The following is a 13,446-nucleotide window of genomic DNA, read 5'->3' as shown; positions in this document are numbered from 1 at the left end:
CCTTCATGGTTTCATTTGTTTAGGAAAGCTCAGCTTGCATCGCAAACCACCCAACGGTGAATGTGCAAAGCTTAAGCTGCCGCCCAGCGCCTGCGTAATTTTACATGATAATGCCAAACCAAGGCCGGTTCCGCCAGTGGCCCGGGTACGTGAATCATCGACACGGTAGAAACGTTCACCAATACGTGCCAGTTGTTCATCGGTCAGGCCATATGGACTGTCATCGACATACAGGGTCCATTCTTTATCATCTTGTGTGGTATGAATATAAACCTGCCCGCCTGCTTCAGTATAGCGAATACTGTTGCTTAGCAAGTTCGCCACAATCTGTTTAAAACGATCCAGATCCAGATTTAACTCAGTACCTTCACCCTCTGCAGTGACTGTCAATTCAGCCTGTTCAAAGTTCGGCTGGAAGTTGATAAGTTCCTGCTGTACCACTTCCCAAGGATTGACCGTCGAGAAATAGAATTGCAATTGCTGGGCATCTGCCTGTGCCAGTGCAGCCAGATCTTGAGTCAGCTTTTTCAGGCTACTCACCTGCGCCAGCATGGAAGTAAAATGCTCAGGGGTTGGTTTACGGATTCCATCCTGCATTGCTTCAATCTGTGCCTGCAATACTGCCAGTGGGGTTTTTAATTCATGCGAAGTATCTGCCACCCACTGACGGCGGGAGGTTTCATGCTGATCCAGAATTACCGCCAATGCATTTAGTTCATTGGATAAATCACCCAGTTCATCATTGCGGTTCACTTTAATCTGATATTGATAATTACCCTGGGTTAAGGCTCGCGTACCATTCAGCAGACGTTGAATCGGCTTTTTAAAATAAGTCGCCAGTAACAGGGAAGCAATCAGACTTGCCAGAACGCTGAGTGCATATACCAGAAATAAATAACGCTTCTGGTTACTAAAGAAATTGATACTTAAGGCATCATCTTGGTCCAGTACCGGTTTTAAGCCCAAATAGCCGACAATCTGGTTATTTACCATAATCGGACGATAGGAGACCTGCTCATCCGAAGCCTCACCGACCACAAAACGACGCTTGGCATCATACAGGGAAAGACGTGAACTGAGACCAAGACGATCCGGCATCTGGATAAACTGCTTCTTGCCGGTCGGTTGCTGTGCTGGCTGTTCCCCATTCTTGCGGTCAGATCTAAACAGATTCTGATTGGAGCTGAGCGGGAATTTCAAACCTTCAAAGGGCTGAAACTGTGAAGGCAAATTAGATGCCAGCACACGTAATTCTTCTTCATTGACCTGACGTTGTGGCAGCGCCGGATCTACCATACTGGGTGCGACCTGAGCCAGGGTCTGTTCCTGAAAATAACGCTGTTGCAAGGCAATATCATACTGACGGCGCAGCCACCAGCGTGATAAACGGTCATAATCATCCGGTGCGGCTTCACCTTCTATCTGGAGAATCTGTGCCTGAATCGCATTACCCCAGTCCTGATAGACTGCATAGACATCTGCCAGATTTTCAATTACATAATCCAGCTTCTGCATTTCGACATCGGCGACATAGCGGGCAAAATTACGCTGCATATTCAGATGCAATACACCCAGACTCACCGTGGTAATGACCAGCGTGGTCAACAGCACAGTCAAAAATAGACGTAATGCAATGGGAATACGGCGAATGTTCAAAATAGAAATCTCAATTTTTCTTCTATATTCATTATTGTAGCGAACACTGCATCAAAAAACCCTTCATTGTTTCTACATCTTTATTGTTTAATCTTTAACGATCAAAAGAATCAGACCTTTAACGGGATAAATCATATGCAAACCATGACAAAAATAGCATTAATCAGTGCCAGTGTTTTATCAATGGGTGCCTTGACTGCCTGTCAATCTACCAGCAATGTGCAAAGCAGTGATCACCCCCACATGATGAAACATCATGAAGGTAAAAAACATCATCTAAGCCCTGAACAGCGTGAGCAGTTTAAGGCGAAACGTGCAGAACGGATGCAGTTTGCCAAACAGCTTCAACAGGCCTGCGACAATAAAGCTGCTGGTTCAGCCATTCAGGTCAAGAGTGGCGATAAAACCATAGACGGTACCTGCCAGATGGTCTTTAAAGCAGTTCGTAAAGATATGAAAGGTCAACGTGGCGAATATCGCGGCATGCAAGCTGAATATGGTCCAATGCGTGGTGACATGCGTGGAAGCATGATGCGTGGCGAAGTCCTGACTGATGCCCAACGTGCAGAATTAACCAAACAGTTTGATCAGCGTCTGGCTCAACGTCAGGCACATCAACAGGCAATGCGCCAAGCCTGTCAAGGTAAAAAAGACGGTACTGCAGTACAGATCAAGATGGGTGAACACACCATCAATGGCAAATGCCTTGTTCGTTTCCAGCCTAAAGCGCCTGCCTATTAATACATAGGAATCAATGCCTCACCATTAGCACCTTCGGGTGCTTTTTTATTGTGTGCACTTTTTTGCATGCAGTTGACTATTCCTTTCCTGCAGAATATGACTAAAGTCTTTATACGCAAGACATTTAAGGCACTATTCAGATTAATCTTTGACTTTACAGTCACCAACAAATCACCTCAAAAAGCTTGTACCGCAAGGGAAGTTGTTGCACGATTAGACTATTCCAAACCATGTCAGTGACGACAGGTTTTAGTTCATCTAAGATTATAACGCTGGTTCAACCAGTATTGAGGAACCCGATATGCCACAATACAAAGCGCCTTTACGTGATATGCAATTCGTTTTGCATGAGTTATTAAATGCTGAACAACACTATGCAAATCTCCCTGCATTCCAAGAAAACGTAAACCGTGAGCTGGTGGATCAGTACTTAGAAGCTGCAGCAGACTTCTGTGAAAATGAATTATCTCCTATTAACCAGACCGGTGACCGTGAAGGCTGTACCTGGAATGATGGCGTTGTCACCACTCCAACTGGTTTTAAAGAAGCGTACCAAAAATATATCGAGCTGGGCTTCCCTTCTCTTTCTGCTGAAGAGCAATATGGCGGCCAAGGTCTTCCTAACTCTTTAGGCATCACAATTTCTGAAATGGTCGGTACTGCGAACTGGGCATGGGGTATGTACCCGGGTCTGTCTCACGGTGCAGTTCGTACTTTAGAACACCACGGTTCTCAAGAACAAAAAGATACCTATCTGCCTAAACTGGTTTCAGGCGAGTGGACGGGTACCATGTGTCTGACCGAATCTCACGCAGGTTCTGACTTGGGTATTATCCGTACCAAAGCCGAGCCACAAGCTGACGGCAGCTATGCAATCTCTGGCGAGAAAATCTTTATCTCTGCTGGTGAACATGACATGGCAGAGAACATCATCCACATTGTACTGGCTCGCCTTCCTGGCGCACCGAAAGGTACCAAAGGTATTTCTCTGTTCATCGTACCAAAATTCAACCTGAATGCTGACGGTTCAATCGCTGACCGCAATGGCGTACGTTGTGGTTCGATCGAACACAAAATGGGTATCCATGGTAACGCAACGTGTGTGATCAACTTTGATAACGCAAAAGGTTACCTGATTGGGCCTGAAAACCGTGGTCTAAACTGCATGTTCACGTTCATGAACACAGCACGTATCGGTACAGCAGTTCAAGGTCTTGCAGCATCTGAAGGTTCATTCCAGGGCGCACTTGCATATGCAAAAGACCGTCTGGCAATGCGTTCTTTAAGTGGTCCTAAAGCACCTGAAAAAGACGCAGATCCAATCATTGTGCATCCTGCGGTACGTAATATGCTGTTGACGCAAAAAGCATATGCAGAAGGTGGTCGTGCCCTGGTTTACCTGTTAGCACAATACGCTGACGTGGTTGAACATGCATCGGAAGAAGCAGACCGTAAATTTGCAGACAACATCTTGTCACTGCTCACACCTATCGCAAAAGCGTTCCTGACTGAAACCGGTTCTGAAGCTGCGAAACACGGTGTACAGGTATTCGGTGGTCATGGCTTTATTTCTGAGCACGGTATGGAGCAAATTGTACGTGATACACGTATTGCTTGCCTGTACGAAGGTACGACTGAAATCCAGGCACTGGACTTGTTAGGCCGTAAAGTTCTGGGTACTCAAGGTGCAATGTTGAAAGACTTCACCAAGATCATCCATAAATTTGCTGAAGCAAACAAAGACAATGCTGCAATGCAAGAGTTTGTTGAACCGCTTGCGGCATTGAACAAGGAATGGGGCGACCTGACCATGCAGATTGGTATGCGTGCGATGCAAAACCCTGAAGAAGTGGGTGCAGCTGCGGTTGACTACCTGTACTTCTCTGGTTATGTAACCCTTGCATACCTATGGGCACGCATGGCACTGGTTGCTCAGGAAACACTTGCTGCCGGTACAACTGAAGCAGACTTCTACAATGCCAAGTTGACTACTGCACGTTTCTACTTCAAGAAAATCCTGCCACGTGTTCGTGCACACGTTGACGTGATTGCAACAGGTGTAGAGCCGTTAATGACTTTAGATGCTGAACACTTCGCATTCTAAGTTAGTGCAGTTTTAAATGTATAATAAGAAAAAGGACGGTCATCATCAGGCAGTCCTTTTTCTTTATAAAGCGTTACAGAATTAACCTTTAGTCGTCTAACATTCAGATTTTTAATGCTTTAGACTGAGTCAAAACAACCCAATCAAACAATAAAACAGGTGACCCACTATGCCAATTTATAACGCGCCACTTGCTGACATGAAATTCATTCTGAACGATGTCTTCAATGCAGAACAGTTCTGGCAAGCCAATGAAAACCTTGCCCACTTGGATACTGCTACAGCAGAAGCTATTCTTGAAGAAATGGCAAAGTTTGCACAAAATGTCACGCTTCCTCTAAACCGTACAGGTGATGAAGAAGGTGCAAAATATGAAAATGGCAATGTCACCACACCTGCTGGTTTTAAAGAAGCATTCAAACAATATGCTGAGGGCGGCTGGATCGGGCTGGGTGCCGATGCAGAATGGGGCGGCCAGGAAATGCCGAAAATGTTGACAGTACTTTCTGATGAAATGCTGTTTGCCACCAATCCATCTTTCATGCTCTACCCGCTTCTTTCAGTGGGTGCGGGTATGGCTTTAAACAGCTATGGTTCTCAAGCGCAAAAAGAAACCTATCTGCCTAAAATTTACTCTGGTGAATGGTCAGGTACCATGTGCCTAACTGAACCGCATGCAGGTACCGATCTTGGGATTATCAAGACCAAAGCTGAACGTAATGATGATGGTACTTATAGCATTACTGGTACCAAGATTTTCATCACTGGCGGTGACCATGACCTTGCTGAGAACATCATTCATTTAGTTCTTGCAAAAACGCCTGATGCGCCTGCCGGCTCTCGTGGTATTTCCCTGTTCATCGTACCGAAATTCCTAGTCAATGCAGATGGTTCACTGGGTGAACGCAATCCGGTTGGCCCTGGTTCAATTGAACATAAAATGGGGATCAAGGCATCTGCGACTTGTGTGATGAACTTCGACGGTGCGAAAGGTTACCTGGTTGGTAAAGAAAACGAAGGGCTGGCGGCAATGTTCGTGATGATGAACTATGAACGTCTGTCAATGGGTATCCAGGGCTTGGGCGCTTCTGAGTTTGCTTACCAAAATGCTGCGCAATATGCGACAGACCGTTTACAGGGTCGTAGTGCGGCTGGCGTTCAGTCGCCAAACAAACCTGCAGACAGTATTCTGGTACATGGTGATGTACGCCGTATGCTGCTGAATGCACGTGCCAACAATGAAGCTTCGCGCGCATTCGCGGTATATGTAGGTCAACAGCTGGATATCACCAAGTTCTCAACAGATCCAGAAGCTGTGAAAAAGGCCAATGACCGTGTTGCGCTATTAACACCAATCGCAAAAGCGTATCTGACCGATACTGCATTCCAGGCGACTCTGGATGCGCAAATGGTCTTCGGCGGCCATGGCTATATCCGTGAATGGGGCGTGGAGCAATGCATCCGTGACCTGCGTATTTCCCAGATCTATGAAGGCACCAACGGCGTACAGTCACAAGACTTGATCGGTCGTAAAACCATTAAATGCGGCGGTGAATATATCTCTGAATATATCTCTGAAATCCGTGACTTTGCCAACAGCCTGGATGCAGACCTGAACTTCATTAAAGATGCCACTCTGGATGCAGCCACTGAAGTTGAATCAGTGACTCAGTACATTCTGGAAGCAGCAAAAGAAAGTCATGACTTTCCAAACTCGGCTGCGGTTGACTATCTGCATGCAGTAGGTCTATTGAGCTTCTCTTATATGTTTGCACGCATTGCCAATGCAGCAAAAGATAAAGAGGGTGAGTTCTATAAAAATAAACTCGCTTTGGCATGCTACTTTGTGCAACGTATCCTGCCTGAACTGGCAGTACGTATTACTAAAATAAAATCAGGTGCTGACGTCATCATGAACTTCTCTGAAGATTATTTTACCACTCAAGCTTAAACTGAAAAAACCGCAATAAAAAACGCCTGCTGCTGCAGGCGTTTTTTTAGACTTCAAAATTAAACTTTTTGGATCAGTAGTGTATCTGGTTGATTATTCGTTTTCGGGTTTAAATGTTTATTTACAATTTTGATATTCCCCTCTGACTCCAATGATTCACAAAGTTCCACCACCTTTTGCATATCTTCAGCCTTAATGCCTACGCCGAGGATTAATTTTTTTCCGGCTTCTAATTGGCTAATTTTTGTTTGAATTTTATCTAACACTTTTTTCTCCTATTTATTCAATGTACCACTCATACAATATAGCAATTTAGTCTAAAAAAAGCGCAAAAGTTCAAATAATTTAATCTTTATTTTTCATTCAATCATTCTGTGCATGATCTTTGCACGTTATTCTGTAACTATCGTTTATATCACATGGAAAATCAGGAGGATAATATGTCCATATCTCGTTCGAAAATTGAAAAATTTGAAGCCCTCCTCGACCGTTTCGGTAATCTTGCTGTAGAAAGCTTTCATTATATTGCCCTGTTTATTATTGGCTGTATGGTGATCTGGTCTGCGGGCCATACCGTCATCGATATTCTGACTGTCAAACAGTTCGCCACCATTGACGATATTCTTTTACTGTTTATTTATCTGGAACTTGGCGCCATGGTCGGCATCTATTTCAAGACCAACCATATGCCGGTACGCTTCCTGATTTATATTGCCATTACCGCCCTGACCCGTTTGCTGATTGCAGATATTCAACATACCCATAAGGCCAGCATGGATCTGGTCATTATTACCGGTTCAATCCTGATTCTGGCTTTTGCAATCTTGGTGGTGCGTTATGCTTCATGGACCTATCCATCGGTGATGCGTGACAAACATAGTGAAAAGCCCCTACCGCCCGGCAAAACGCCACGTCCAGAAGATGATGAACTGGCATAGTCTTTTAAGCCCTCTTTTTTTGCACTTCAGCTTAAAGTAATACTTAAGCCTCGTTCAGGGTTTAGGACTATTGATCTCAAGTAACCTCTCCTCACGGGAGAGGAAACTATTTTGGTCTTTCTGGTTATTTACGTTTATAACTGAATTATCCGTTCAGAATTTAGAACAGTTTAACGATTTGACATCAGCACATAACGTCCATTTTCATAGATCCAGTAGCTTCCCTGCGGAGGTGCAGGTAAACCCAGGCGCTGCCAGTCACTGATCATGGTATATCTGGAACTTTCAATTCGAGCCACGTTCGGATCACCATTGACCCAGCTATAACTGTTCGAATTTTGGTAAATGGTGGTCGGTGCCTGATACTGAATATTTAGGCCGCTTTGACTCTGCACCGGTGGATGACCGCCATGTGCAGGTCGCTGCGGATAATACGGTCTTGGTGGCACCGGACGCTGCGGATGATGCTGCCGTGGTGGATCATAAGCGGGTGGTGCACTACGATAATTCGGTACAGAACGGTCTACACCACTGTAGCCCACCCAGGCATTTCCAGCCATACTCTGTGCAGAAGCTCCCAATAGCAATGTAGCGAATATTGCACCCGATAATACTATTTTCATTTGAGCTTCCTCTAAATATCCTGATTATATTTTAAACAAAATAAATGCAGGAAATATGAATAAGCTTGTAGGACCTGCAATTTTTTGTAATGCGCTTGCATGTTTTCATTCTGGCAGGCACATCGGCAGGTGGCTGCTTTATGCTAAAATTGCTTTTTTAATGTTTCGAGTTGAATACCGTGGCTGATTTAAATTTCGATCGTTTATATGAATATTTTTCTAAAGTGCCGAGTGTTCAGAAAGAGCGAATTGATAGCTATGGCTCAGATGGCAAACAGGCATGGTGGTTTAAATTTCAGATTAATGTAGATCATCCGCTGGCGTGGCAAACTGTGCAAGAGCTGGGACATGTCCTGAATTATATTTCTAAAAATGAACGTCTTCCGACTCAGTTTCTTCCCGTATCACCTCCACCGTACATGAATGGGGTTGCCAAAGATTTCCTGTCCTGGGTGATCCAGTGTAATCACGCTGATTTCCCGCCAGACGTGGTCTGTGACTGGCTAGAAGCGCGTCTACCCAATCCGGTCGATGATGAAACCCAATGGAAAATTAAAACTGATATTTCTGAACTGGATCAATTAACGGATAAAGAGCTGGATCAGCTGGTTCCGCCAAATCCAGAATCAAAAAGCTGATCATAAAATATCTCCCTAAGTCCCTCTTTTTCAAAGAGGGACTTTCCTCCCATTTTTTAAAGAGAGGTCAGGAGGAATTTAAAATCAAAACGTCGACCAGCCACTCCATTCCATAAAACGGTATAGCCAGTATTTAAACAACGAGTCTTCTGCATATTGCGTATAGTCCACGCTCATCGAACGCCCATTCAGATTTGACCAGGCACCCTCAAAATACTGCTGGGCATCCCTAAAGACTTCGGCCTGAGGCTGACCTAATACACGTATATTGGTTTCCAGATTATAATTTTTCAGATTTCGTGCAGTGAAATTGGCTGAGCCTAAAATCATTTCGGCCTGCTGGGTATTACGCTTGATGATCATCTTGCTATGACATTGCTCTCCCTGAGTACGGCACCAGCGCACATCAATACCTGCTTTATACAGCTCCCAAGCCACCTGCCGGTTTGGAATCCCGTTCTTTTCACGGCCAAACGCATCTTTGTTGGGATCGAGCAAAACCCGGATCTTGACACCACGATCATGGGCCGCGATCAGGCTTTTAATAATTTTGCGTTCAGACAGATAAAACATCGCCAGATCAATCTGTTCATTGGCTTTTGCCGTCTGGATCAGGTTCAGAATCGCGTCATAAATGGCTTTTTCTGTCAGCACCTGCACCTGTGGCTGGGTATTTTCTGCCTGAAAATCCCCCGCAACGATCGCTGGCATATTAGCCTGTGACATCATACCCACGGACTGCTCCGTTTTCAGAATGTCCACTGCTGTAGTCCCCCAGACGACCAAGCCGATATTGGAATGTCGTGAGCTGCCATCATGCGGGTTCATGGAGGTGACCAGAGCTTTCCAGCCCTGATCGGTATCTACCACCAAAGTTTTACGATGATTGGCTTTAAAGTTAAATAAATCAAAATAACTGCGCAGGGTAATTTTTTCTGGTCCAAATGGATTGGGCAACCAGCCTTTTTCCGGGTTATTGCCAATGCCCTGGCAACATAAATACCAGAAGCCTGACCAACCCGGATTGGATGCCCGTAAAGGGATCAGATTGGTTTCAATGACATCGATGCCGTGCTGACGCAACGCCCGATACTGTTCGGACTTGACCCCGCCATAGACCGAATTGATCGGATCAGTAATGAACTTAATTTCCACCTCAGGCTGCACCAGACGTTTACTGATCAGAGCATCCGTCAGCTGTTGACTCAATGCCTGATGCTCCTGTTTCGAGGTTCCGGTTTGCTGATTAAACAAAAACATATCCAGCACAATCAGTGATTTGGCCTCTTCAATCATTTTCAGCATTTCATTAAAAATGCGATGATCCAGATGCTGTTTTCCTTCTGCATCCAGATAGGTCTGATCGGCCAGAAACTTGACTTCGGCATGACGCAACTTGCCCGTGTAATTCAAGCCTTCCGGTAAAGGCTTATAAGTATGATAAATGGCAGATGCCAGATAACTGACTGCCAGCAGACTGATGGCTAAGGCCGCATAACGGCGAGTCGACCAGTTCAGTTTATTGTGAATTCGTTGAAAGATACGCATAAGAAAAAACCTAACCCAATACGCTCAGGCTAGGTTTTATCTGATGATTTTTCAAGTAGATTTCAGTGATCTCTATTTGATTTGATCTGTTAGTTTATGAATATATTAGAAATCATACTGCAGGCCGACGGTAAAGTTGCGACCCACCTGAGGAATATTGGACAGGAATGAAGTATGTGAATACACCTGATCATCAAGCAGATTGTTGGCTTTGAAATAAACCCAGTAAGCATTTTTATCTGCGATGCTATTGGCATAACTTAAGCCAACATTCACCATATTGTAGCCTTGGGTTTCATTTTCATAACTGGTAATCTTGTCCTGATTAAAGACATGATAATATTCAGCCAGACCTGACCAGCCATCGGCAAAGTCTGCTTCGACTTTGGTTCCTAAGCGGCCCGCGGGTACACGTGGTGCATTTTCACTTTCAATCTTGCCACGCACATAATCACCGAAAACACTGACTTTATACATGTCATTGATCTGGTAACCTGCCTGTGCCTCAGTCCCATAGAATCTGGCTTTGTCTTGGGTATACTGCACACCGCGTAAATTACCTTTCTGCGCTATTGTTTCGCCGTAAATATAATCATCGAACCAGTTGTGATACACATGCACATGGTAATCCAGCTGATCGCCTTCATAATGCAGACCCAATTCAAGATTATTTGAGGTTTCTTTATCGAGATCAGGGTTACCGAGTTCATACGTATTGGTGGCAAAATGCAGGCCATCCGCATACAGTTCTTGGGCCAAAGGCAAACGCTGCTGATGTGATCCCACCACAGAAAGCTTGTAGTTCGGTGCAAATTCCCAGTTGGCCGCAGCAGATGCAGATACGCCAGTACCTGAATAATCTTTCTGCTTAGAATCCACTTTCACTTTTTGATGTTCAACGCGTGCGCCCAACTCGACATGCACATCGCCAAACTGTTTATGTTCCAAAGCAAATAAGCTGTATTTCTGGGTTTTGGTGTCTGGCATGAACACCTCATGATTATGACCAGCATGTTCGCTATGATCATGCTCATGTCCTTCATCATCATGCTCGTCATGGTCATGGAATTCTGGAGCGGATAAATTAATTTTCTGCTGTGAAAGCTGTGTTCCAATCACCCCTTCCCAGCCTGCAACTGGCACATGCACCAGTTCTAAACGACCGTCATAGCCCTTACTTTTAAAATTACTGATCACTTCGCTTTCTTCAAGCTCATCATGTTCATAGTCAGTAAAGCTGGCATGCGCTCGCAGTTTTTCAACACCGGCAAATGGTTGCTCCAGTTCGGTACGCACCTCATAACGCTCGGATTTTAAATCCACCCAAGGGCCAGCTGTTTCTTCATGATCGTGCTCATCTTCATCTGGTTTTGGGCAGTGAAAATGATCTCCATGAATTTCACAGCCATGATATTCATGACTATGTCCCGGCAAGCCATATTGATCCTGACGGTTACTATAGGACAGACCGACAAAACCACGATCATGAATCCATGAACCGCCAATATTCACCGTTTGCCCTTCTGCAAAGGTATTGCCTACACGGCGCTCTTTATGAAAGTGGGAGTGATCTCCATGCGGCTCTTCGACGATATAATCCGGGGCAATATAATCATTAGCTTTACGTTTTGAACCTTCTACACGCAAAGCAAAGTTTTCACCAATACCCGCTGTCACACCAGCACTTGCCAGTTTCTCGTCACTGCCTGAGTTATAACGTAGACCCACTGTACCTTCCAGGCCATCTTCAGGCATTTGGGTCGGAATTTTCTGATCAGTGACATTTACCAGACCACCAACTGTACCAGCACCATAAAGCAGCGTAGATGGACCACGAATCACTTCAACCTGTTTGGCAAGAATCGGATCAACGGTGACAGCATGGTCAGGAGATAAAGTGGACACATCCGCTGTTTCAGACGCATGCTGCAATACTTTTACGCGTGGCCCATCCTGACCACGAATAATGGGACGGCTGGCACCGCTGCCAAACTGATTGGAATAAACCCCCAGCTCATCTGCCAAGGCATCACCAATGGTCGTCGCCCGTTCAGACAGCGCTTTCTGGTCTACGACATGATCTGCAACCGCAAAATCTGCCGCTGTTTGCACCAATGGATGAGCTTGCACCTGAATGGTATCCAAAGTCTGTACAGGTATTGAAGATAAAGTTTGTTCTGCAAATACCGTGGGCGCAGTGATAGCAAAAATTGACAGTGTTATTAGATTCTTAGGAAAGGACATGACCGAAGCTCAAATTCAGTATTTTGGATGAATGTTATAATATAACATTTCATTATTTTTGCAATCCTTTACGATAATGCGCTGAATATTTTATTAGAATGTCTTTTGAATATTTTTTATTACATTAAAAACACTATTTTTATGCCCTTTACCTTGTCGCATGCTGTGCTTGCTCCACCCATTTCACGTTTAAGCGGAAACCAGCTTCCGATTGCTGCACTGGCGATTGGCTGTATGGTGCCCGATTTATATCGTCTCTTTACTTCGAGCAATTCAAATATCACGCATTTATGGTCTTCACTGATACATCCTGACCTGTGGATCGGACTTATTTTTTGCATGATCTGGTATGGTCTATATCGCCCAGCCATTTACCGTTTCATCGGTATTCAGCATGAGTTAAATATTTGCAGCATCCTTTCTGCATTAAAGTTTTTCTTGGCAGTTTGTCTGGCACTGATCGTCGGTACAGCAAGCCATTTAATCTGGGATGGACTAACGCATGTCGACTTTCGTACTTTTGCCTTTCATGATTTTTTAGCCCAACAGTTTCAGCTGTTTGACAACAGTTATCCCTTGCATCGGATTTTACAGATCGGCACGTCCGTGATTGTTTTGCCGTTTATGCTGTGGATGAGTGTGCACTACTATAAAAAGCATCAGCAATATCTGGCAGTCAGCCGAAAAATCAAAGTGTTTGCGTGGAGCTTAGTCCTTTTTTCTGTATTGACCGGCCTGTTTTCTGTTTGGGATTATGCGCGCTATATTCCTACAGATGTCTGGCGATCGGATCTGTACTATTTTACTGGCCGCTCGATCAATGAATTTAGTCAGGGCTTTCTGATCACCTTCAGTCTGGGTTGTTTATTGTTTTTATTTTTGGACAGAGATCGCCGGATGGGTTAAATAAAGCACTGGCTCCATGTTCTTTCACCGTAAAATAATATTGTTTTTGACTCAAGTTCTTGTGACAACATGCCCAAAGAGGCATAATCTTAACTTT

The 13,446-nt window shown here is 44.6% G+C and carries 11 protein-coding genes; 6 read left to right on the top strand and 5 right to left on the bottom strand.

The genetic code is table 11. The features are described from left to right. Positions 1–3: 3 nt before the first annotated feature. Positions 4–1,656, bottom strand: a complete 1,653-nt coding sequence (gene baeS / locus AY607_RS08175; protein WP_064102302.1) for a sensor histidine kinase efflux regulator BaeS — start codon at positions 1,654–1,656, stop codon at positions 4–6. 135 nt (positions 1,657–1,791) lie between these two features. Here baeS and AY607_RS08170 point away from each other — a divergent pair, with 135 nt between their 5' ends. The 3 genes from AY607_RS08170 to AY607_RS08160 all read left to right on the top strand — a co-directional run bounded on the left by AY607_RS08170 (position 1,792) and on the right by AY607_RS08160 (position 6,452). Beyond that, positions 1,792–2,397 carry a hypothetical protein gene (locus tag AY607_RS08170; RefSeq protein ID WP_064102301.1) on the top strand — a complete coding sequence of 202 codons (606 nt, stop codon included), beginning with the start codon at positions 1,792–1,794 and terminating at the stop codon, positions 2,395–2,397. A gap of 301 nt (positions 2,398–2,698) precedes the next feature. Then, positions 2,699–4,501 carry an acyl-CoA dehydrogenase C-terminal domain-containing protein gene (locus tag AY607_RS08165; protein WP_064102300.1) on the top strand — a complete coding sequence of 601 codons (1,803 nt, stop codon included), beginning with the start codon at positions 2,699–2,701 and terminating at the stop codon, positions 4,499–4,501. Positions 4,502–4,670: 169 nt separating this feature from the next. After that, positions 4,671–6,452: an acyl-CoA dehydrogenase C-terminal domain-containing protein gene (locus tag AY607_RS08160; protein ID WP_064102299.1), complete on the top strand. Its 1,782-nt coding sequence runs from the start codon at positions 4,671–4,673 to the stop codon at positions 6,450–6,452. Positions 6,453–6,511: 59 nt separating this feature from the next. On the opposite strand, the gene AY607_RS08155 is transcribed toward AY607_RS08160, so the two are convergent. Further along, the gene (locus tag AY607_RS08155) at positions 6,512–6,718 is read right to left on the bottom strand and encodes a hypothetical protein (RefSeq protein ID WP_064094743.1); all 207 of its coding nucleotides are present in this window, start codon (positions 6,716–6,718) and stop codon (positions 6,512–6,514) included. Between the two features lie 174 nt (positions 6,719–6,892). Here AY607_RS08155 and AY607_RS08150 point away from each other — a divergent pair, with 174 nt between their 5' ends. Continuing rightward, positions 6,893–7,390 carry a phosphate-starvation-inducible protein PsiE gene (locus AY607_RS08150; RefSeq protein WP_064094744.1) on the top strand — a complete coding sequence of 166 codons (498 nt, stop codon included), beginning with the start codon at positions 6,893–6,895 and terminating at the stop codon, positions 7,388–7,390. Positions 7,391–7,560: 170 nt separating this feature from the next. On the opposite strand, the gene AY607_RS08145 is transcribed toward AY607_RS08150, so the two are convergent. Then, positions 7,561–8,013, bottom strand: a complete 453-nt coding sequence (locus tag AY607_RS08145; protein ID WP_064102298.1) for an RcnB family protein — start codon at positions 8,011–8,013, stop codon at positions 7,561–7,563. 179 nt (positions 8,014–8,192) lie between these two features. On the opposite strand from AY607_RS08145, the gene AY607_RS08140 reads away from it, so the two are divergent. After that, positions 8,193–8,651, top strand: coding sequence for a hypothetical protein (locus tag AY607_RS08140; RefSeq protein WP_064094746.1), 459 nt, complete (start codon positions 8,193–8,195; stop codon positions 8,649–8,651). Between the two features lie 84 nt (positions 8,652–8,735). Here AY607_RS08140 and AY607_RS08135 read toward each other — a convergent pair whose 3' ends face one another. Next, positions 8,736–10,199 carry a phospholipase D-like domain-containing protein gene (locus AY607_RS08135; RefSeq protein WP_064102297.1) on the bottom strand — a complete coding sequence of 488 codons (1,464 nt, stop codon included), beginning with the start codon at positions 10,197–10,199 and terminating at the stop codon, positions 8,736–8,738. A 105-nt stretch (positions 10,200–10,304) separates the two neighbouring features. Then, complete coding sequence (gene znuD / locus AY607_RS08130) at positions 10,305–12,443, bottom strand: zinc piracy TonB-dependent receptor ZnuD (protein WP_064102296.1); 2,139 nt, start codon at positions 12,441–12,443, stop codon at positions 10,305–10,307. Positions 12,444–12,584: 141 nt separating this feature from the next. Here znuD and AY607_RS08125 point away from each other — a divergent pair, with 141 nt between their 5' ends. Continuing rightward, the gene (locus tag AY607_RS08125; RefSeq protein ID WP_064102295.1) at positions 12,585–13,349 is read left to right on the top strand and encodes a DUF4184 family protein; all 765 of its coding nucleotides are present in this window, start codon (positions 12,585–12,587) and stop codon (positions 13,347–13,349) included. The last annotated feature ends 97 nt before the right edge of the window (positions 13,350–13,446 follow it).

Origin of the sequence: Acinetobacter sp. SFA (genome assembly GCF_001647535.1) — a bacterium.
Classification (GTDB): Bacteria; Pseudomonadota; Gammaproteobacteria; order Pseudomonadales; family Moraxellaceae; genus Acinetobacter; species Acinetobacter pecorum.
The sequence above is the reverse complement of the archived record's forward strand: the minus strand, read 5'-3'. Positions and strand labels throughout refer to the sequence as shown.